The following is an 18,863-nucleotide window of genomic DNA, read 5'->3' on the forward strand; positions in this document are numbered from 1 at the left end:
TGGCCAGTCAGCACTACCGCAACACGCAGCAGTACTAACCAAGAGGCAAGATTATGGGTGTTTTTGATTACAGGACGTTCGGCAGCGAGGCCGGCAAGGCGTTGTACAGCGATGCGATCGCATTGACGCTGTACGCGTACACGCCAACCGGCAAGCCAATGGCCTCCGGCTGGACGCCGGTCACGGCCGGGCAATTGGGCTATCAAGGCAAAGTCGGTGCCCAGGGCACGTTTTTTGGCGAGAAAGACGGGTTCACCAGTGCCGAAGCCGAGGTCATGGCCAAGTACGACGCGGCGGGCAAGCTGATCTCCCTGGGCATTGCCTTTCGTGGCACCGGTGGCCTGGATTACAACGACACGTACGGCGACATGAAGAACAACCTGCTGGCCGCAATCGGTCCGAAGGATTACGCGAAGAACTACGCGAAAAATGCGTTCGACACCTTGCTCAAGGACGTCGCCGCCTTCGCCAGTGCCAAAGGCCTGAACGCCAAGGATGTGCTGATCAGCGGCCACAGCCTCGGTGGTCTGGGGGTCAACAGCGTGGCGGAGTTAAGCGTCGACAACTGGGGTGGCTACTACAAGAACGCCAACTACGTGTCTTTCGCGTCGCCGACCCAAAGCTCGGCGGGTACGCACGTGCTAAACATCGGCTACGAAAACGATCCGGTGTTCCGTGTGCTCGACGGCACCACGTTCAACAGTTCGTCGCTGTACAAGCACGACAAGCCGCAGGCGTCGACCACCGACAACATCGTCAACTTCAACGACCACTACGCGTCCACGCAGATGACACCGTTCAGCATTGCCAACCCGCAACACTGGGCGGCCCACGGCTCCCTGGGCTATGCCGACGGCTTGAACCGGGTGATCGACTCGCGCTTCTACGACCTGACCGAGCGGGACTCGAACATCATCGTCTCGACGCTGGTGGAGTCGTCTCGGGCCGGCACGTGGATCGAAGACCTGGGCCGCAGCGGTGAAACGCATGTTGGCAGCACCTTCATCATCGGCACCGACAGCAACGACCTGTTGCGGGGCGGCAAAGGCAATGACTTCCTTGAAGGCCGTGACGGCAATGACACCTTCCGGGACGCGGGCGGCTACAACATCTTGCTCGGCGGCAAAGGGCAGAACGTTTTCGACCTGCAACAGCCGCTGAAAAGCTTCACCTTTGCCAATGACGGCGCTGGCACGTTGTATGTGCGTGACAGCTACGGCGGCATCAGCCTGACGCGTGACATCGGCGCACTGGTGAGCAAGGAGTCCGGGGCAGCCTGGGGCCTGTTCAGCAAGGACGTCAGCCACACCGTCAGTGCCAAGGGCCTGCTCAACGGAACCGAACTGACCCCGTACGCTCATTCCCTCAACGGCGACGCCCAGGGCAACACGCTGGTGGCCAGCGCCCAGGGTGACTGGTTGTTCGGGCAGGGCGGCAACGACGTACTGCGCAGCGACAAGGCCCAGGTCACGTTTGTCGGCGGCGAGGGTAACGATGCCATGTTCGCCACGGGCGGGGGCAACACGTTCCTGTTCAGCGGCGCGTTCGGTTTCGACTCGATCAAGGGCTACCAGGGCAGCGACAAACTGGTGTTCCTCGGCGTCCAGGGTGCGCGGGAGGGCTATGACTATAGCCAGCACGTTTCGCAATCCGGCAACGACACGCTGCTCAAGGTCGGCGACCACTCGGTGACTTTGGTGGGCGTGGGCCTCGAAAGTCTGTCCGGCGCGGGGATCGTATTTGCATAAACCGTAATCGATAAAGGCATTCCACTAAACCGCCGGAACGTCCCGTCACGGGGCGTTCTGGCGGCGTGAGCTTTCTCTGACAAATTCAACAAAAAGAGAGGCAATACCATGGGTGTTTATGACTACAAAAACCTCAACTCAGCCGAGTCCAAAGCATTGTTTTCCGATGCAATGGCAATCACGCTGTACTCCTACCACAACCTCGATAACGGCTTCGCGGTCGGCTATCAGCAAAACGGTTTCGGTCTCGGCCTGCCGGCCACACTGGTCAAGGCACTGATCGGCGGCACCGACGCACAAGGGGTCATCCCCGGCATTCCCTGGAACCCCAATTCTGAAAAAGAGGCACTGGCCGCGGTGCAAAAGGCCGGATGGACGCCGATCAGCGCCAGCCAGTTGGGCTATGGCGGCAAGGTCGATGCCCGGGGCACGTTCTTCGGTGAAAAAGCCGGCTACACCACCGCCCAGGTGGAAATCCTCGGCAAGTACGACGCGCAGGGTCACCTCACCGAAATCGGCGTGGCGTTTCGCGGCACCAGCGGCCCTCGGGAGTCGATGATTTCCGACACCATTGGCGATGCCATCAACGACCTGATGGCGGCGTTGGGCCCCAAGGATTATGCAAAGAACTATGCCGGTGAAGCCTACGGCAACCTGTTCAAGGACCTCGCGACCTTCGCGGCCAAAAACGGCCTGAGCGGCAAGGATGTGCTGGTCAGCGGTCACAGCCTTGGCGGTCTGGGGGTCAATAGCCTGGCGGACCTCAGCGGCGACCACTGGAACGGTTTTTACAAGGATTCCAAGTACATTGCCTACGCGTCACCGACCCAAAGCAGCACCGACAAAGTGCTGAACCTGGGTTACGAAAACGATCCGGTGTTCCGTGCCCTCAACGGCTCGACTTTCAACGGTTCGACCCTCGGCGTCCACGACGCCCATCAGGATTCGGCGAGCAACAACATCGTCAATTTCAACGACTACTACGCGTCGAACGCCTGGAACCTGCTGCCGTATTCCATCGCCAACGTCGCGACCTGGATCTCTCATTTGCCCACCGCTTACGGTGACGGCATGACCCGGGTGCTGGAGTCGAAGTTCTACGACCTCACCAGCAAGGACTCGACCATCGTCGTGTCCAACCTGTCGGACCCCGCACGCGCCAACACCTGGGTCCAGGACCTCAACCGCAATGCCGAAACCCACAAGGGCAGCACCTTCATCATCGGCAGCGACGGCAACGACCTGATCCAGGGCGGCTCGGGCAACGATTACCTGGAGGGGCGCGCGGGCAACGACACGTTCCGGGACAGCGGTGGCTACAACATGCTGTTGGGCGGCTCGGGCAGCAACACCCTGGACTTGCAGCAATCGGTGAAGAACTTTGTTTTTGCCAATGACGGCGCGGGCACGCTGTACATCCGCGATACCAACGGCGGAATCAGCATGACCCGCGACATTGGCACCCTGGTCAGCAAGGAACCCGGATTCCTCTGGGGGCTGTTCAAGGACGAAGTTACCCATCGTGTGACCGAGACAGGCCTGCAGGTCGGCAACAACCAGACCGACTACGCGTCTTCGGTGAAGGGCAATGCCGGCAACAATATCCTTAAGGCCAACGCGAGCGGCGACTGGTTGTTCGGCCTGGACGGCAACGACCACCTGGTTGGCGGCAAGGGTAACGATGTGTTTGTCGGTGGCAGCGGTAATGACCTGATGACGTCTGGGGGCGGTATCGACACCTTCCTGTTCACCGGTCACTTCGGGCAGGACCGGGTGGAGGGCTTTCAGGCGAACCACAAACTGGTGTTCATGGGCGTGGAGGGCGTGGGTCAGAGTTATGACGTGCGCGATCACGCCAAGGTCGTCGGCAACGATACGGTACTGACCTTCGGCAGCGATTCGGTGACGTTAGTGGGTGTAGGGCTGGACCATGTGTCTGGCAGCAACGTCGTCATCGCCTGACCTTGCCAGCCGACAGCGCGAAGCCGAACCCGGTTTCGCGCTGTCCTGTCGACCGGGTAAACGCCGAGATTTCGCTTCGCGTCTTCCGTTGTCCTTATTGATAGTGAATGACGATGCCTTTGAGCTTGCGTCCTTCAACGGTTTGAATGTCCCGATCCCACAGCGGACCACTGACATACGCCGACACCGGCAGGATCTTGTCGTAGACCACGACCACGGCGTCACCGCCGATCCTGGCGGCTTCCTCTCGCAGTTTCTGCTCGATTTCACTGACCGGTGGCGGTGGCTCGACACTCGCGTCCAGCAGCACCTCACCCAGGCGCGTATGTGGCCGGGTCGGCTCGGTGCGCAGCACCTCCACCGACGCGGGTGACGTCGGCGCGGCATGCACGGCGCCGACGTATTCGGTGGTGCGTGCACTCACATTGGCGCAGGCGCTGAGCGCCCATACGGCGGTGGCGATGGCCACGAGTTTGAGGCCGTGCAGGGCAGTCGCACACGCCTGGTCATTCGGCACAAAAGAATTAGGCTGCAAAGTCATGACTCCTTGTGATGGATCAAAATCGCCGGAATTGGGTGACCCGCCAGCGTCCGGGGGCCTCCAATACCTGCGCCATGATCACGCGCAAGGCTCTGGAACAGGCTTTTGCAGGTGATCACACGTGCAGCAAAGCATAGACACAACGGTGCGTAGAGCCAGGTTCGACGGCGTTTTTTATCAGCCGCCTGACTAAAGCAACGAGCGCACCACGCGTTACAGGGACAGCGTCAGCGCAAACTTAAAGGCTGATGTGGTCCGCAGAATCCAAGGAGAAAGAACACAGTGAGTAACAGCAAGAGGAACGCAATGATGGTGGCTTTGGCCCTGATGTCCGGGACCGTTGCAGCCCATGAGCTCCCTCAAAGCTCGATTTTGACGCGCTACGGCGTGACCCCGGACCAACTGCAACTGCCCGCAGTGGCCATGGTCAAGCCCAAGGAAGAACCTCCCAAGGAGAGTCTGTTCAAGCTTCAACCAGAACAGCCCTGGGCCAATGTGCACATCGGGGATAACAAGGCGCCCGAAGTGACCGGCAACATCAGCATCGATAACTCTTTCGCCAAAGATTACGAACGCTGCCTGAAATTCAAGCAACAACTGACACAACACGGCTCCAGGGACAGCATCTCCTGCGATAACACCTTCCCCTGGCAGGGCGATGGTTCCAGGTTGCGTTGACGCTACAGGCTTATTTTTCCTTGCGGACGGTGGCCACATCGTCCGCTTTGACCCGCACTTTTTTCCCCGAAATGTCTTCGAATTCGTAGAAACCGTCCTTGGTCCTGGTGTTCGGAATGTCCTTGGTCAGGTACTGCGTACCGTTTTGCAGGGTCACCACCGTTCGGGTGGAGCAACCGCCCAGCGCCAGCAACGCCATGACGGCCACTGATACGCCCAGAATCCTGATGTTCATGCACAACCCCCATTCGAAAAACACCGCCGCTCAACCGAAGCAAGCCTTTTACTCTAGCGCTAACCGCCGTTTGTGTAGCTCGATGGCAGAAAGTTCTGTGAAACCCTGAAAAAAACGATCAAGCGTCCGCTTATCTTTTCTGTTTACCAGCGGCAGGCCGCAGGCAGAGTGATCCGCACTCAGCAAGACCAAGGCGTAGTGATGTTGATTGATGACCGGTTTGGCGAAAGCAACATCCAGCAGCTGTTGCCGCGCGGGTGGTCGGTCGCCCGTCACCCTTTGTGGGTGGGGCGTTGTTTCAGTAACTCAACCCATTGCGCGGCAAACCGGTGGCAGTCACCGGGCCAGCGAGCCGTCAGCAGGTTGCCATCGCGCACCACAAAGCCGTGTTGCGGGGTTTCAGGCGTATCACGCACAGGGAATAAGGGACCGGGCAAAAAATCGGTCGGCCGGGCGAGGGCTGCGGTCACTTCGGCTTGCACCGTTTGCGGGTACGTTCGGTAGTAACGCCCCAGCCAGGGCGCTGTCACAAGCCAGGCTGGCAGCTCCATGGTATTGGCCACCAACGCGGTGACTTTGCGTCCGTGCAGCACCGAAAAACCGCTGTCGGGTTGCCACGTCCGTGCCAGCAGCAACACGCCATGACACACCGCCGCGACCGGTTTGTCGGCGTCGAAGCAGTGCAGGGCGATCCGCTGCGCCAGCCCGGACTCCAGCAAACTGCGCATGCCCCTGGCGTGGCCACCGGGGATGAGCAGGCCGTCGAACTCTTCGGGGTTCACCTCGGAGTAAGCCAGCGGCGCCTGGAACGCTGGATCCTCCGTCATGGCCGCATAACGCTCAAGATCGGCCTTACGCGTCATCAGCAAAGGATTCAGGAGACCAAAACCGATACTCACCAGGCGTGAATCCGCATAGGCCGGTAAACCCTCGGGTGTGGCAAAACGCAGGTCGATGCCGGCCTGGCGCAAGGCCTGCCAGGGAACGCTGCTTTCGGTAGGGTCGTAATCGGCGGTGGGCAACAGAATCAGGATCATGCGCAAACCTCGTTGTGCCGGTAAGACAGTGCTGGGCAGCAGAATAGCCGCAGGCGGTCTCAACAGGACACCGCCAGCGCTAAGGCGTCGTCAGGCCCGGCTCGCGAATTTGCCCGCGCAGCCACGCGTACCAGCGCTCCAACCCTTCACCGCTGGTGGCGCTCAGTTGCATCACTTCAATCTCGGGATTGATTCGACGGGCGAAGGCAATGCAGGCGTCCACGTCGAAGTCCACGTAGGGCAGCAAGTCGATTTTACTGATGATCATCAGGCCCGACGCCTTGAACATGTGCGGGTACTTCAGCGGTTTGTCGGCGCCTTCGGTCACCGAGAGGATGACCACTTTGGCCCGCTCACCCAGGTCGAACAGGGCAGGGCACACCAGGTTGCCGACGTTCTCCACCATCACCAGCGAGTCGGGCGGCGGCTCAAGTTGACTGAGCGCGTCGGCCAGCATCCCGGCTTCCAGGTGACAGCCGGTGCCGGTGTTGATCTGCACGGCTTTGCACCCGGTGGCCCGGATGCGCTCGGCGTCGAACAGGGTTTCCTGGTCGCCTTCGACCACGCACACCGGCAGGCTGCCCGCCAGGTCACGCAGGGTATGTTCCAGCAGCGTGGTTTTGCCCGCGCCGGGCGAACTCACCAGGTTCAGGGCCAGAATGTTGCGCTCGTTAAGCCACTGGCGGTTCAGTTCAGCCAACTGATTGTTCTTGGCCAGTACTGCCTGCTCCAGGTCGACATGCCGGTGGCTGACTGTCGGGGCGAGGTCGCGCGCGTGATGGACATCAGGCACTGCCAGGCGGATGTAAGTACCGTGCAAATCGGCCTCGCCAACGCGCTGCATTTTGCTGGTCGACAGGTCAGTGATCCTGGCCTTGGCGCTATTGGAACAACCACAGGTGGCACACATCAGGCCGCCTCCTCGATTTCCATCGATTTGATTCGCAATTGATCGCCGCCGTGGGGGCGCTCCAGGTTGACCGAGCCGCAGGCGCAGGTTGAAAGCATGTCGTCCATTGCCACCGTGGCACCGCATTCACGGCAACGGCTGAGACCGGGCACACGGATGATTTCCAGCACCGAGCCTTGCAGCGGCGTGCCTTCGGTGACCACGTCGTAGCAAAAGCGCAGGGCCTGGGGCATGACACACGACAAATTGCCGACTTCCAGCGTGACGCACAGCACCCGCGCACCGCCCGCGCGCTCGCAGCAGGCGTCGACGATGCTTTGGGTGATGGAGAGCTCGTGCATCAGCAGATCCTCGGCAGTTGCTCGCCGATCAGCATGTCGACGATGCGCTCGCCACCGAACACGGTGTGCATGATCACGCAGCCTTGCGGGCTGTCACCAATTTCGCCAATGATCGCCGCGTCGATACCCGCCGGGTGCGCACGCATCGCGGCCAGCGCCGTCTCGGCATGTTCGGCCGGCACCACGGCGACCAACTTGCCTTCGTTGGCGAAGTACAGCGGATCGAGCCCGAGAATTTCCGATACGCCCTTGACCGCTTCCCGCACCGGGATGGTCGGCTCATCGAGATTGACGCAGACGTTGGCGGCCTGGGCGAATTCGTTCAACACCGTGGCGATCCCGCCGCGCGTGGCATCGCGCAGGCAATGCACGTCGGGGCAGGCGTCGAGCAACGCGGCGATCAACCCGTGCAAGGGCTGGCAATCGCTTTCGATCGGCACCTCCAGCGCCAAGTCATCGCGCGCGGCCAGAATCGCCACGCCGTGGTCACCGACGTAACCGTTGACCAGCACCTTGTCACCCGGCTGTGCTCGGGTGGCAGCGATGTTGACCCCGAGGGGAATCACACCGATGCCGCAGGTATTGATAAACAATTTGTCGACAGCACCACGCTCCACCACTTTGGTGTCGCCAGTGGCAATCTGCACCCCGGCGACCTCGGCCGCACGCTGCATGGACGTAACGATGCGCCGCAAGTCAGCCAGCGGAAAGCCTTCCTCAAGGATCACCGCGCAGGACAGGTACAGGGGCCGCGCACCAGAAACCGCGAGGTCGTTGACCGTCCCGTTGACGGCCAGGTCGCCGATGTTGGCCCCGGCAAAAAACAGCGGGTCGACCACATACGAATCGGTGGTGAACGCCAGGCGGTCGCCGTGTCGGGCCAGGTCGCTCAAGGCAAAACGCGCCTGATCTTCCAGCGGTGCCAGCAACGGGTTGTTGAACGTGCCGACAAACACGTCATCGACCAGGTCGCGCATGGCTTTGCCACCGCTGCCGTGGGCCAGGGTGATGGTCTCGCCGCGCACCTTGCCGCTGCGCTGGCGGATACGCGGGATCGGGTCGTCGATCACGAGGGTCAGAGGGTCGGGCACAGTCATGGGTGCTGCTCCGTGGCGGCGGCTTCGCGTTTTTTCAGGATGTCCACCAGGTCAATGCGCCCGTAGTTGTAGACGGCGGCGCAGGCCCCTTCGCTGGACACCATCAATGAACCCAACGGCATTTCCGGTGTGCAGGCCGTGCCAAAGACTTTGCACTGCCAGGGTTTGATCACGCCCTTGAGCACTTCGCCGCACTGGCATGACTTGGGGTCGGCAATCTTCAGGTTCGGCACCGGGTACTTGCGTTCGGCGTCGAAGCGCGCATAGGCGTCACGCAACCGGACCCCGGAATGGTCGATCGAACCCAGGCCTCGCCACTCGAAGAACTCGCGCAACTGAAAGACTTTCTGCACCGCCGTCAGTGCGGCCGTATTGCCGGCCTCGGGCACCACGCGTTGATACTGGTTTTCAACCTCGCACCGGCCCTCGGCCAGTTGCCGGGTGACCATCCACAACGATTGCAGGATATCCAGCGGCTCAAACCCGGAGATCACCAACGGTTTTTTGTAATGCCGGGCGATGAATTCATAGGGCTCGCTGCCGATCACCATGCTCACATGGCCCGGACCGAGGAAGCCGTCGAGCGTCAGCTCCGGGGAGTCGAGAATCGCCTTGATCGTGGGGATGATGGTGATGTGGTTGCAGAACACCGAGAAGTTTTCGAGGTGCTCGGCGTCGGCGCGCAGGACAGTCAGGGCCGTGGACGGCATGGTGGTTTCAAACCCCAGGGCAAAGAACACCACCTCGCGCGTCGGGTTGTCGCGGGCCATTTTCAGCGCATCCATGGGGGAGTAGACCAGGCGCACATCGGCACCTTCGGCCTTGGCTTGCAGCAGGCTTTTTTTCGAGCCGGGCACGCGCATCGCGTCGCCGAACGTGGCGAAGATGATGTTGGGGTGTTGCGCCAGGGCCACGCAGTCATCCACCCGGCCCATCGGCAGCACGCACACCGGGCAGCCCGGCCCGTGCACCAGTTCGATGGCGTCGGGGAGCATCTGCTCGATGCCGTACTTGAAGATCGAGTGAGTGTGGCCGCCGCAGACCTCCATCAACTGGAGCGCACGTTTGCGGCAGACCGGTATCTGCAGAACCAGCTCTTCGATCTTTTTCACCAGTACCCGGGCCTTGACCGGGTCGCGGAATTCGTCGACGAACTTCATGGCTGGCGCTCCAGCCCGCCGCGTTCGTCGGCGAGCAAGGTGTGCACCAGGTCCCAGAGGATGTGGTAAGTGGCAACGTGGACTTCCTGAATCCGGTGAATGCTGTCGGTGGGCACCACAAGGCAATGATCGAGGTCAGCCGAGTGGGCCATTGCGCCACCGTCGCCACCGGCCAGGCCCAGGGTGGTCATGCCCATTTCCCTGGCTTTCGCATAGGCCTTGAGCAGGTTGCTCGAGTTGCCGCTGGTGGAAAAACCCACCAGGCCATCTTCGGCCCGACCGAGGGCAATCACCTGCCGGACGAAAATATGCTCGAAGCCGACGTCATTGCCCACGGCCGTCATCATTGCCTGGTCGGCCGCCAGGTTGGTGGCGGTCAGCGCCGGGCGGCCAGCGGTGATCGGGTGCAGGAATTCCACTGCAAAATGCGCGGCATCGCAGGACGATCCACCGTTGCCCATCGACAGCATGCGCCCGCCGCGTTGATAAACCCGGGCAATGGCTCGGGCCGTGGCCACGATGGCCCGGGCGTTCTCGGCGAAGAATCGCTGTTTGACCTCCACGCTGTGGGCCGCTTTTTGCTGCACGGATTCCAGCAGCGCGGCCTCGACGGCGCCGGACTCTTGTTTGTCGCCGTGTAAAAACGGGTACAAGCCACGCAGTGGGCTATCACCTTGGGACATGGCAGTGCCTCCCTATCCAGAGTCTTGCATCAGGCGCATTTCTTCGGCCATTTCACCGAGCGCCTGTAGCAGGTCGAGGGTTTTCAGGGCCTCGTGTTCATCGATTCGGCTCATGGCAAAGCCGACATGCACCAACACCCAGTCGCCGATGCAATCGGCGTGGGTGCGGCCGTCACCGACGACGCACGAGATATTGATTGCCCGGTGGATGCCGCCGATTTCCACCGTTGCGGTATCGGTCGCCGCATCGACGATGGCGACGATTTGCCCTGGAATGCCTACACACATGGCGGTCGATCCTCTTGTGCAGCGCGGGTTTGTGCGGCGGCGACCGCTGCCTGACCCAGGCTCAGCCCGCCGTCATTGGCGGGTACTCGCCCGTGGCGCAGCACCTGGAAACCACGGGACTCAAGGCTGCGGATCAGTGCGCCACTGAGCAGTGCGTTTTGAAAGACGCCACCTGACAGGGCGATACGCCCGGACCAGCGATCGCCGTGCTGTTCAGTCAGGTGCTCGACCATCCGCACCAGCGCTTGCGCCAGGCCGACGTGGAAACGTGCAGCGATGACGCCGGGCGAGACCCCGGCACGCAAGTCGTTCAGCAGGGCTGCCCACATCGGTCTCGGTTCCAGCCGTGGCAGACCCTGGCCCGACTCGATTGCAAAAGGGTAACCCCAGGTGTCGACCAGCGCCGACAGGTCAACGGCGGCTTCCAGTTCGATAGCGGCTTGCCCTTCGTAGCTGATCGTTTGACACAGCCCAATCACCGCAGACACCGCATCAAACAGCCGCCCGCAGGAGCTGCTCGGCGGGCTGTTGAAGCCCGTTGCCAGCATGCCGTCCAGCGTCGCCAGCGGTTTGTCCGCGAGCGTGCGCAAGTACGGCAGGTCACCGAAATCGCCCATCAGCGTTGACCAGTTCGAAGTGCGGCGCAGGTGGGCGTAGGCCATGCGCCAAGGGTGTTCAATCGCCAGTTCACCGCCGGGCATGGCGACGCTCGCGAAACTGGCGAGGCGCTGGTAGCCACGGTAATCGGTGAACAAAAACTCACCGCCCCACAGGCTGCCGTCGTCGCCGTAACCGCTGCCGTCCAGTGCAATGCCCAGCACGGGCGGGGTGTCCAGATCGACGTTGTTGTCCGCCAGGCACGCGGCGATATGCGCGTGATGATGCTGAACCTCGACCAATTGCAACCCTTCGGCCTCGGCCCAGTCATGGCCGAGTTTGCTCGACAGGTATTCGGGGTGACGATCAATCGCCAGCACGCGGGGGCGGTGTTCAAACAATTGCAGGTACAGCGCCAGCGTCTGCCGGTAAGCCTTGTTGGCCCGTGCATTGGCCAGGTTGCCCACGTGCTGGGACAGGATCGCCTGGCCATCCTTGATCAGGCAGAAGCTGTTCTTCAGCTCGCCGCCCAGGGCCAACACCGCCGGCGCCTGACGAAACCCCGTCGGCAGACGAAGGGGCGTCGGTGCATAACCGCGGGCACGTCGCAGGAGGGCGGGGCTGTCGGCCACCAGCCGGGCGACCGAGTCGTCGAGTCGGTTGACGATGTCCCGGTCGTGCAGCAGTAGTGCATCGGCGATATCGCCCAGGCGTTTGCGTGCTTCGTCGTTGCCGGTGCACTGCGGCTCGTCGCTGCGGTTGCCGCTGGTGAGCACGATGGGCTCTTCCAACCCGGCCATCAACAGGTGATGCAGTGGCGAGTAGGGCAGCATGAAGCCGTAGCAAGATTGCCCCGGCGCAACGCCGTTGGGCAGCGATTCAGGCCCATCGCAAGGCAACAGGACAATCGGCGCGGCCGAGCTTTGCAGCAGGGTGATCTGCGCCGGGTTCAGCGTGCAGAAGCGGCGGATCATCTGAAGATCGCGGGCCATCAGGGCAAAGGGTTTGTGTTCGCGATGCTTGCGCTGACGCAGCCGGGCCAGCGCCTGGGCATTGGACGCATCGCAGGCCAGGTGCATGCCGCCGATCCCTTTGATGGCGACGATGTGCCCATTGCAGATAAGGCGCCGGGTCGCTTCGAGGGGCTCACCGCTGCAATCGACTGCCGAACCGGCGACGGCTTCCAGCCACAGGTGTGGGCCGCACACCGGGCAAGCGTTGGGCTGCGCGTGAAAGCGCCGGTCGGATGGGTCCTGATACTCGGCGAGGCAGGCCGGGCACTGGACGAACGCGACCATGCTGGTGTTGCCGCGATCGTAGGGAATGGCGCGGACAATCGACATGCGCGGCCCGCAATGGGTGCAGTTGGTAAAGGCGTAGCGGTAGCGGCGATTGTCGGGGTCAAGCACCTCGCTCAGGCACGCGGAGCAGGTCGCGGCGTCGGCGACAATCGCGGTATGCACCTGGCCGGCGACGCTCTTGAGGATGAGAAAATCGTTGACCGACGGCCCACCGCTCAGCGGGCTGCGTTCCAGTGCGTCGATTCGCGACAGCGGCGGTGCCTGCGCGTACAGACGTTGCACAAACTGCTCCCGCGCCGACGGCTCACCCCAGAGGTGGATCAGCACGCCCTCGGCGTCATTGCAAACATCACCGCTCAGCCCGCCATCACGGGCCAGCCGCCAGACGGTGGGCCGGAACCCGACGCCCTGGACCAGCCCACGGACCCGAATCGTTTCACCGGACCCTGAACCACCCGGTGCATTACGCGAAACCTGGCCAAGCTGTTCTGAAGTCCTGGTCATTGATACCTCCCGACCCTGCAATGACAGTCACATCTTGCGGATTTTCAGGTAGCGCTTGATGTCGTGCAGATTCGCCATCAGCGTCGCGCCAATCACCGCCAGCACCACAAATAGAAAAATCGTCCAGCCACTCATGTCGATCCTCCCGGAGCGATCAGGCTCCTCGTTCTTACACCTGAAATTCCTTCAGCAGGCCGAGTACTTCGGCGACGGCCTGTTCGGTGGCGTGCGTCACCGCATCGCTCAAGCCCATGTAGCCATGGTCGCCGCCCAGGTACGCCGGCTGACAGCAGACCATCAATACGCGCGGGCGCTGCGGCCCCAGCGTCGCGATAAACCGCAGGACGCTGGCCGGGTCCATGCCGTGGGGCGAGAGCAAGGCTTCACCCGGGTCGGGACCACCGGGGCCCGGCAGCTCGGGCTCGATCACATACACCGTGCCCGGCACTTCGCCCCGGTCCACGGTGTCGACCAGGATGACCGCGTCAAAGCCATCCATCAGCGCATAGCCCAGGTCCAGGCCACGGATGCCGAAATCCACCACGTCCACACCCGCCGGCAAGGTCAGGTGGCTCAACTGACGGGCGACCTCACAGCCAAAACCGTCATCACCCATGAAGATATTGCCGATCCCGGCGACCAGAATTTTCATGCCTGGGTGCCTCCTGTCGAGGGTGATTCCAGCGACTGAATTTCCTCGGGCGAGAAGAAAAACCGGTGCCCGGGCATCCGTTGCAGGCCCCACTCGCGGCCGGGGTCGTCGTCGATGGTCACCGCGACATGCACCCGATCTTCGAAATCACGTTCGATGGCTTCGATAACCGCGGTTTTACCGGCCAGTACCAGGTCCAGGGTGTCGCCACCGACCTTGGGTTGCAGGCGCACCCGGTCACCGACCCGCAGCGCCGTTCCACCATTGTGGTCATACACCCGGCGCGGGCTGGTCAGCGGCGGGTGTTGCGCCAGATGATCGTGCGGGTCACGCAATACGCCGTGCAGGCGCATGAAGCTGTCACCGTCCAGCGCTTCGGTGCGGCTCAGCAACGCCGCAGTCCGTGGGTCGAGGGCGGCCATTTCGCGTTTTTCGCCGTCGGTCATGGCCAGAATCCGCAGGCTGAGGATCTCGTCGATTTCCGTCGAGTCGAAGAATTCCCCGGCACTTTCGGGCGCCACGTGTGGGTAATCGTAGAGAATGATCGGCGAGGACAGCAGGATGTCGCGCGCGCCCGGTGAGCCGATCAGCACCGGGTAGGTGCCCAGATTCTCGCAACGGGAGGCCAGGTCCTTGAGCGACTCGGGCGGGTCCATCAGGCTGATGAAGTCGCCCTGTTCCACGGCGAGCAAAGTGTGGGTGGACGCGAACGAATAGAGGCTGGCCTGTTCACGGTCCGTCACGCTCGAGGGGTCCATGAGCGTGTGATTTTCGATGCGCACGGTCAGTCGGTAGACCTGTTCGGCCACGGGCTCCAGCGTCAGCTCGACCCGGCCCTCAATTGCGCATTGATTGCGCAGCAGCACGCCACGGATCGCGCCGTCATTGCTCAGCGGCTCCAGTTCGTGGCGCGCGTCGAAGGTGAAGGGCACTTGGCGCTGTCCGTCCAGCAATTCACTCAACGGACAGTCCACCACCCGTACGTCACGTTCGACGGCTTCCTGCCAGCCATGAAACTGCCGGTCGCCGAGGGTCAGCGAAGGCACAGGGGTAAAGTGCGCGGCGCTCAGGCCTTCCAAGTCTTCGGGCCAGGCCGGCAGCGGTGTTTTCAACTCCCCGACGTCACGGGCCAGCGGGTGCAGGAAGCGCACGCGCACTTCCAGGCGTGTCGCGGGGTCACCTTCGATCAGGCATTGCGTCTGCATCTGCCAGGGCTCGGCGCCTTCGGTGGCGTCGAAGTAGACCTTTGGATAAATCCCGCCGAAGGTCCAGCGCTGACGGTTTTTCGCGCTGGTGGAACGGTAGGGATACAGGATGTAGCCCTCGTACAGGACGGCATCGACCACGGGTTGCACGTGCGTCATGTTCATGAGGCGGCCCTCTTGAGGTCGGCCAGTAAACCGAGCAAGGCTTCATCGAACCCCGGATGGCCGTGCCGACGCTTGTACTCGTACAACGCGTCGAATACCTGGCGGTTCACGCACAACCAGCTCTGGTTGGGGTAGTAGAGGTCCATCAGGTCTTTCCAGACCTGAACGGGCAGGGCGTAACGGGCCTCTTCGCTCCACGAGATCAGGTCCATCGCCAGCGCGCCGTCGTCATCGCGGTAGAACACACTGCCGGAATACAGCAGCACCAGCGGCACCACGCCTTGCTCCAGGCCATGAAAGTACTTGGTCGCGGCAAGGTTGAAGTCGAAGCTGCACGGGATCGGCAGGTTCACTTCGGTGCAGTCCCCTGAAAACCCCGGCACGACAACGGTGGCGTGGGTCCAGAGCAGACTGCGCAAGGTTTGGCTCCAGCGTGAAGGCTCGCCGAACAAATCGCTCAGGCGTGCCTGCTCGGCAGGGGCGTAATGGCGCCGGGTGGTTTCGATGCGGATTTGGCACTGCAACGCCACGCTCTGGATCGGCACGGGCCGTCCGCGCTGGTGGATGCGGAGTGCCAGGTTCAGGGTCGGGGCGGCGGTGTATGCATCGGGCGCGGCGCCCAGCACCGTGAAATTCAGTTCAGGCATCGACGTGGCCTCCGGCATGGGTCTCGGCCCGCAGCTGTTCAAAGAAGCGCGACTGCACGGCGTGCGACTCCTGGCCACCGGACAAACCATGCCAGTGGCTGCGGATCAGCCCGACCAGCTCATAGCAACGGTCGATGGGAATGCGGTAGTACTCGCGCGCGTCGCCCATGCGGTTCACCAGCAGTGCTTCGACATCTGGCTGCAATTCATGGAGGACCGGGTTAGCCGTCGCGAGGTCAGCCCAGTGTTGCAGCGCCAGTTTCGACTCGGTTGCGCCGGCCGGGCCGGGGTACAGGGCCAGCACCCGCGATTGCGGCGAACTGTGAACGAAGAACGCCAGGTTGATCGGGATCAGCAAGTCGTCCCATTGTGCGTCGCTGAGCTGGAACCCATTCAAGCGCGTCACGCCGTGTGGCACGCGCCGGTAACGACGGGCTTCGGGGCTGTCGAACAGCAGGGCGCAGGCCTGGCAGGCGCAGAGCAAACGGCGGGTGTCGGGTTCGATCAGGTGATCGTGTTCATGCCCGATTTCGGCGTAGCACAACTCGCAATGCTCGACCGGTTTGCGCTCGATGCCCAGAAAACCCTTGAGCGCGGCCACCCAGTCTTCCGGTGGTTCGAGGGTGGCGTCAGTCATGGATTGATCCTCGCTGGGCGCTCGTGACGCCTCTGATGGCGGGCAACCCCGCCCAAGCCTGTTACTTGTCAGCCGCAACGGGCTGGGACACCCACACCAACGGCACAAAACCGTCCTGCGCGGTCAGGGTGTTCAGGCCGTCGATCAGCAACTCGTCAGCATCGGGGACCATTTCCTGCATCACGTCTTCAATTTCCCGACGCAACACTTCGGGGGGCGGCAACACGCCATTCGGGTCGCTGGCGCTGACACGGATGCGTACCACCGTGCTTTCGACCGCGACAAAATCGGCGCGCACGTTTTTAACCCCCAGGTGCGGGCGCAAGCGCTCGACGGCTTTGCGGGCACGGGTGGCCAGGTCTTCCGGATGCAGGTCGTGCAACAGCAACAACCCACGCACCCTGGGGTTGGCGATAAAGCGTGGCAGCAACGTATCGGCGGGCTGGGAACCGGTGTCCTTGATGATCTCCAGCAGGTCCGTGAGCCCCAGGCTGTGCAGGCGGATCACCACCCGCAGCAGTTCCTGGGCCGCGCTTTTCGCGGTGTCATCCGCCAGTTCGTCCAGCGTACCCAACAGCTCTTGCAGGCGCGCGACTTGCTCATCCATTTCCTGCTGGCGGGATCCGCTCACGATGTCGAACCCTCGTCGTCAGTTTCCAGCGGCTGGCCGAGCCCGCCGTTGCTGGGGGCGTGAACCACCTTGAGGGTTTTGCCGTTGCCCAGGTACATGTGCACGCCACACGGCAGGCACGGGTCAAAGCTGCGCACCGCCCGCATGATGTCGATGCCCTTGAAGGTGTCCGGGCCGTTCTCTTCGAAAATCGGCGTGTTCTGCACCGCGTCCTCGTAAGGCCCGGGCGTACCGTAGACATCGCGAGGGCTGGCGTTCCAGGGCGTTGGCGGGTAGGGGTGATAGTTGGCGATCTTGCCGTTCCTGATCACCAGGTGATGGGACAACACCCCGCGAACGGCTTCGTGGAAACCACAACCGATGGCCTCATTGGGCACGGTGAACTCGGTCCAGGTCTTGGTATGGCCAGCCTGCAATTCGGCCAGCGCTTTTTCGACAAAATGCAGGGCGCAGCACGCGGCGTAGACCTGGAAGTAGGTCCGGGCGCGGTCGCGCTCGATGGCATTGCTCCACTTCGGTATGTGCCATTCAAACTCGACTTCGGGTTTGAGCGCGGTTTGCGGCAGGTACATTTTCACGCTCGTACCGGTCGCCTTGATGTAGCCGATGTCGACCAGTCCGGCCAACGCCGTGGCCCAGAGCCGTGCCAGCGCGCCGCCGCCGGTGTCCAGCGCCAGGTGTTCGCCGGTGCGTTTGTCCAGCCAGCGCGGGGACATGACCCAGGAATACTTGTCGTCGAAGTCGCGTTTCTGTGGACGCGGCACGGTGGTCTGGTTCCAGGGATGGTTGATGTCCACCACGTTGCCCAACGGGTCTTTTTCCACCAGTTTTTCGCGTTTTTCCCAACTCTCGTAGTAGGAACTGCCCAGGAGGATGCGCATTTGCAGGTTGATTTCCACCAGGTCGGTGGTCACCAGCACGCCGTCGACGACGACGCCGGGGGTGACGAACATCGCCCGGCCCCATTCCGTCATGTGGTGGTACTGGTAATCGCAATGCACCGGGTTGTTGAACGAGCCCCAGCAACCGAGCAGGATCCGCCGCCGCCCGACTTCCTCATAACCGGGCAGGGCTTCGTAGAAGAAGTCGAAGATGTCGTCATGCAGTGGCAGGCAGCGTTTCATGAACTCGCAGTACTTCATCAGGCGAGTCAGGTAGTCGGTGAACAGTTGAACGGTGGGCACTGTGCCGACGCCACCGGGGTAGATCGTGGACGGGTGAACGTGGCGGCCTTCCATCAGGCAGATCATTTCACGGGTGTAGCGCGAGACCATCAGGGTTTCGCGGTAGAACTCGCCTTCGAACGGGTTGAGGGCGGTCATGATGTCGGCGATGGTCTTGTAGCCGTGCTTGTCGGCATTCGGGGCCGGGGTTTGCTGTGCCTGCTGCCAGACGCCGGGGTTGGTCTCCTGGACCATTTTGGCGCAGAAGTCGACCATCAACAGGTTGTCCTGAAAGATGTTGTGGTCGAACATGTACTCGGCTGCTTCACCCAGGTTGATGATCCATTCGGCAATCGCGGGCGGGCGGATGCCATAGGCCATGTTCTGCGCATAGACCGAGCACACGCAGTGGTTATCGCCACAGATGCCGCAAATGCGGCTGGTGATGAAGTGCGCGTCGCGCGGGTCCTTGCCTTTCATGAACACCGAGTACCCGCGAAAGATCGACGACGTGCTGTGGCACTCGGCGACTTCACGGTTTTCGAAGTCGATTTTGGTGTAGATGCCCAAGCTGCCGACGATCCGGGTGATCGGGTCCCAGTTCATCGCAACCAGTTTTGCCGGTTTCTTGTCGGTCGCGTCCCCAGGTTGCGTGACAGCGTCGTGTTCGGTGATCGCCAT

At 62.1% G+C, this 18,863-nt stretch carries 19 protein-coding genes and 1 pseudogene; 4 read left to right on the plus strand and 16 right to left on the minus strand.

The window, feature by feature from the left end; all coding sequences use genetic code 11:
- Positions 1–53 precede the first annotated feature (53 nt).
- Complete coding sequence (locus AABM54_RS13130; protein WP_347906065.1) at positions 54–1,748, plus strand: polyurethanase; 1,695 nt, start codon at positions 54–56, stop codon at positions 1,746–1,748.
- A gap of 108 nt (positions 1,749–1,856) precedes the next feature.
- Entirely contained in the window at positions 1,857–3,710 is a 1,854-nt protein-coding gene (locus AABM54_RS13135) for a polyurethanase (protein ID WP_347906066.1), read from the plus strand.
- A gap of 94 nt (positions 3,711–3,804) precedes the next feature.
- On the opposite strand, the gene AABM54_RS13140 is transcribed toward AABM54_RS13135, so the two are convergent.
- Positions 3,805–4,197 (minus strand): hypothetical protein, encoded by a 393-nt coding sequence (locus AABM54_RS13140; protein WP_347906188.1) that lies wholly within the window; start codon positions 4,195–4,197, stop codon positions 3,805–3,807.
- A gap of 336 nt (positions 4,198–4,533) precedes the next feature.
- Here AABM54_RS13140 and AABM54_RS13145 point away from each other — a divergent pair, with 336 nt between their 5' ends.
- The gene (locus AABM54_RS13145; RefSeq protein ID WP_347906067.1) at positions 4,534–4,929 is read left to right on the plus strand and encodes a hypothetical protein; all 396 of its coding nucleotides are present in this window, start codon (positions 4,534–4,536) and stop codon (positions 4,927–4,929) included.
- Between the two features lie 10 nt (positions 4,930–4,939).
- Here the strand turns inward: AABM54_RS13145 and AABM54_RS13150 are convergent, their stop codons facing one another.
- Entirely contained in the window at positions 4,940–5,164 is a 225-nt protein-coding gene (locus tag AABM54_RS13150; RefSeq protein WP_347906068.1) for a YgdI/YgdR family lipoprotein, read from the minus strand.
- Positions 5,165–5,317: 153 nt separating this feature from the next.
- Here AABM54_RS13150 and AABM54_RS13155 point away from each other — a divergent pair.
- Positions 5,318–5,434: pseudogene (locus AABM54_RS13155) on the plus strand (helicase C-terminal domain-containing protein); the annotation flags it as partial.
- A gap of 2 nt (positions 5,435–5,436) precedes the next feature.
- On the opposite strand, the gene AABM54_RS13160 reads toward AABM54_RS13155, so the two are convergent.
- The 14 genes from AABM54_RS13160 to AABM54_RS13225 all read right to left on the minus strand — a co-directional run bounded on the left by AABM54_RS13160 (position 5,437) and on the right by AABM54_RS13225 (position 18,863).
- Positions 5,437–6,201, minus strand: a complete 765-nt coding sequence (locus tag AABM54_RS13160) for a DJ-1/PfpI family protein (RefSeq protein WP_347906069.1) — start codon at positions 6,199–6,201, stop codon at positions 5,437–5,439.
- A gap of 79 nt (positions 6,202–6,280) precedes the next feature.
- Positions 6,281–7,111 carry a hydrogenase nickel incorporation protein HypB gene (gene hypB, locus AABM54_RS13165; protein WP_347906070.1) on the minus strand — a complete coding sequence of 277 codons (831 nt, stop codon included), beginning with the start codon at positions 7,109–7,111 and terminating at the stop codon, positions 6,281–6,283.
- Positions 7,111–7,452 carry a hydrogenase maturation nickel metallochaperone HypA gene (locus tag AABM54_RS13170; RefSeq protein ID WP_347906071.1) on the minus strand — a complete coding sequence of 114 codons (342 nt, stop codon included), beginning with the start codon at positions 7,450–7,452 and terminating at the stop codon, positions 7,111–7,113. Before AABM54_RS13170 ends, hypB begins: the two co-directional genes overlap by 1 nt.
- Entirely contained in the window at positions 7,452–8,549 is a 1,098-nt protein-coding gene (gene hypE, locus AABM54_RS13175) for a hydrogenase expression/formation protein HypE (protein WP_347906072.1), read from the minus strand. Before hypE ends, AABM54_RS13170 begins: the two co-directional genes overlap by 1 nt.
- Positions 8,546–9,709 carry a hydrogenase formation protein HypD gene (hypD, locus tag AABM54_RS13180; RefSeq protein ID WP_347906073.1) on the minus strand — a complete coding sequence of 388 codons (1,164 nt, stop codon included), beginning with the start codon at positions 9,707–9,709 and terminating at the stop codon, positions 8,546–8,548. The genes hypE and hypD overlap by 4 nt, the downstream gene beginning before the upstream one ends.
- Positions 9,706–10,392, minus strand: a complete 687-nt coding sequence (locus AABM54_RS13185) for an SIS domain-containing protein (RefSeq protein WP_347906074.1) — start codon at positions 10,390–10,392, stop codon at positions 9,706–9,708. The genes hypD and AABM54_RS13185 overlap by 4 nt, the downstream gene beginning before the upstream one ends.
- 12 nt (positions 10,393–10,404) lie before the next feature.
- Entirely contained in the window at positions 10,405–10,680 is a 276-nt protein-coding gene (locus AABM54_RS13190; protein ID WP_347906075.1) for a HypC/HybG/HupF family hydrogenase formation chaperone, read from the minus strand.
- The gene (hypF, locus tag AABM54_RS13195; RefSeq protein ID WP_347906076.1) at positions 10,671–13,082 is read right to left on the minus strand and encodes a carbamoyltransferase HypF; all 2,412 of its coding nucleotides are present in this window, start codon (positions 13,080–13,082) and stop codon (positions 10,671–10,673) included. The genes AABM54_RS13190 and hypF overlap by 10 nt, the downstream gene beginning before the upstream one ends.
- A gap of 169 nt (positions 13,083–13,251) precedes the next feature.
- Positions 13,252–13,734 carry a hydrogenase maturation protease gene (locus tag AABM54_RS13200; RefSeq protein WP_347906077.1) on the minus strand — a complete coding sequence of 161 codons (483 nt, stop codon included), beginning with the start codon at positions 13,732–13,734 and terminating at the stop codon, positions 13,252–13,254.
- On the minus strand, positions 13,731–15,104 hold the full coding sequence (locus AABM54_RS13205) for a hypothetical protein (protein WP_347906078.1): 1,374 nt from the start codon (positions 15,102–15,104) through the stop codon (positions 13,731–13,733). Before AABM54_RS13205 ends, AABM54_RS13200 begins: the two co-directional genes overlap by 4 nt.
- Positions 15,101–15,751: a DUF6084 family protein gene (locus AABM54_RS13210; protein ID WP_347906079.1), complete on the minus strand. Its 651-nt coding sequence runs from the start codon at positions 15,749–15,751 to the stop codon at positions 15,101–15,103. Before AABM54_RS13210 ends, AABM54_RS13205 begins: the two co-directional genes overlap by 4 nt.
- On the minus strand, positions 15,744–16,388 hold the full coding sequence (locus AABM54_RS13215; RefSeq protein WP_347906080.1) for a DUF5947 family protein: 645 nt from the start codon (positions 16,386–16,388) through the stop codon (positions 15,744–15,746). Before AABM54_RS13215 ends, AABM54_RS13210 begins: the two co-directional genes overlap by 8 nt.
- A 61-nt stretch (positions 16,389–16,449) precedes the next feature.
- Complete coding sequence (locus tag AABM54_RS13220; RefSeq protein WP_347906081.1) at positions 16,450–17,019, minus strand: hypothetical protein; 570 nt, start codon at positions 17,017–17,019, stop codon at positions 16,450–16,452.
- Positions 17,016–18,863 carry a nickel-dependent hydrogenase large subunit gene (locus AABM54_RS13225; protein WP_347906082.1) on the minus strand — a complete coding sequence of 616 codons (1,848 nt, stop codon included), beginning with the start codon at positions 18,861–18,863 and terminating at the stop codon, positions 17,016–17,018. Before AABM54_RS13225 ends, AABM54_RS13220 begins: the two co-directional genes overlap by 4 nt.

The sequence above is a fragment of the Pseudomonas purpurea genome, from assembly GCF_039908635.1.
Classification (GTDB): domain Bacteria; phylum Pseudomonadota; class Gammaproteobacteria; order Pseudomonadales; family Pseudomonadaceae; genus Aquipseudomonas; species Aquipseudomonas purpurea.

Bases quoted from the DNA above. Each gene is read 5' to 3' on its own strand.
- AABM54_RS13210 (WP_347906079.1), bottom strand. From the start codon at position 15,751: ATGCCTGAACTGAATTTCACGGTGCTGGGCGCCGCGCCCGATGCATAC.
- AABM54_RS13200 (WP_347906077.1), bottom strand. From the start codon at position 13,734: ATGAAAATTCTGGTCGCCGGGATCGGCAATATCTTCATGGGTGATGAC.
- hypF (WP_347906076.1), bottom strand. From the start codon at position 13,082: ATGACCAGGACTTCAGAACAGCTTGGCCAGGTTTCGCGTAATGCACCG.
- AABM54_RS13160 (WP_347906069.1), bottom strand. From the start codon at position 6,201: ATGATCCTGATTCTGTTGCCCACCGCCGATTACGACCCTACCGAAAGC.
- AABM54_RS13190 (WP_347906075.1), bottom strand. From the start codon at position 10,680: ATGTGTGTAGGCATTCCAGGGCAAATCGTCGCCATCGTCGATGCGGCG.
- AABM54_RS13170 (WP_347906071.1), bottom strand. From the start codon at position 7,452: ATGCACGAGCTCTCCATCACCCAAAGCATCGTCGACGCCTGCTGCGAG.
- hypB (WP_347906070.1), bottom strand. From the start codon at position 7,111: ATGTGTGCCACCTGTGGTTGTTCCAATAGCGCCAAGGCCAGGATCACT.
- hypE (WP_347906072.1), bottom strand. From the start codon at position 8,549: ATGACTGTGCCCGACCCTCTGACCCTCGTGATCGACGACCCGATCCCG.
- AABM54_RS13205 (WP_347906078.1), bottom strand. From the start codon at position 15,104: ATGAACATGACGCACGTGCAACCCGTGGTCGATGCCGTCCTGTACGAG.
- hypD (WP_347906073.1), bottom strand. From the start codon at position 9,709: ATGAAGTTCGTCGACGAATTCCGCGACCCGGTCAAGGCCCGGGTACTG.
- AABM54_RS13225 (WP_347906082.1), bottom strand. From the start codon at position 18,863: ATGGCGATCACCGAACACGACGCTGTCACGCAACCTGGGGACGCGACC.
- AABM54_RS13150 (WP_347906068.1), bottom strand. From the start codon at position 5,164: ATGAACATCAGGATTCTGGGCGTATCAGTGGCCGTCATGGCGTTGCTG.
- AABM54_RS13130 (WP_347906065.1), top strand. From the start codon at position 54: ATGGGTGTTTTTGATTACAGGACGTTCGGCAGCGAGGCCGGCAAGGCG.
- AABM54_RS13215 (WP_347906080.1), bottom strand. From the start codon at position 16,388: ATGACTGACGCCACCCTCGAACCACCGGAAGACTGGGTGGCCGCGCTC.
- AABM54_RS13185 (WP_347906074.1), bottom strand. From the start codon at position 10,392: ATGTCCCAAGGTGATAGCCCACTGCGTGGCTTGTACCCGTTTTTACAC.
- AABM54_RS13135 (WP_347906066.1), top strand. From the start codon at position 1,857: ATGGGTGTTTATGACTACAAAAACCTCAACTCAGCCGAGTCCAAAGCA.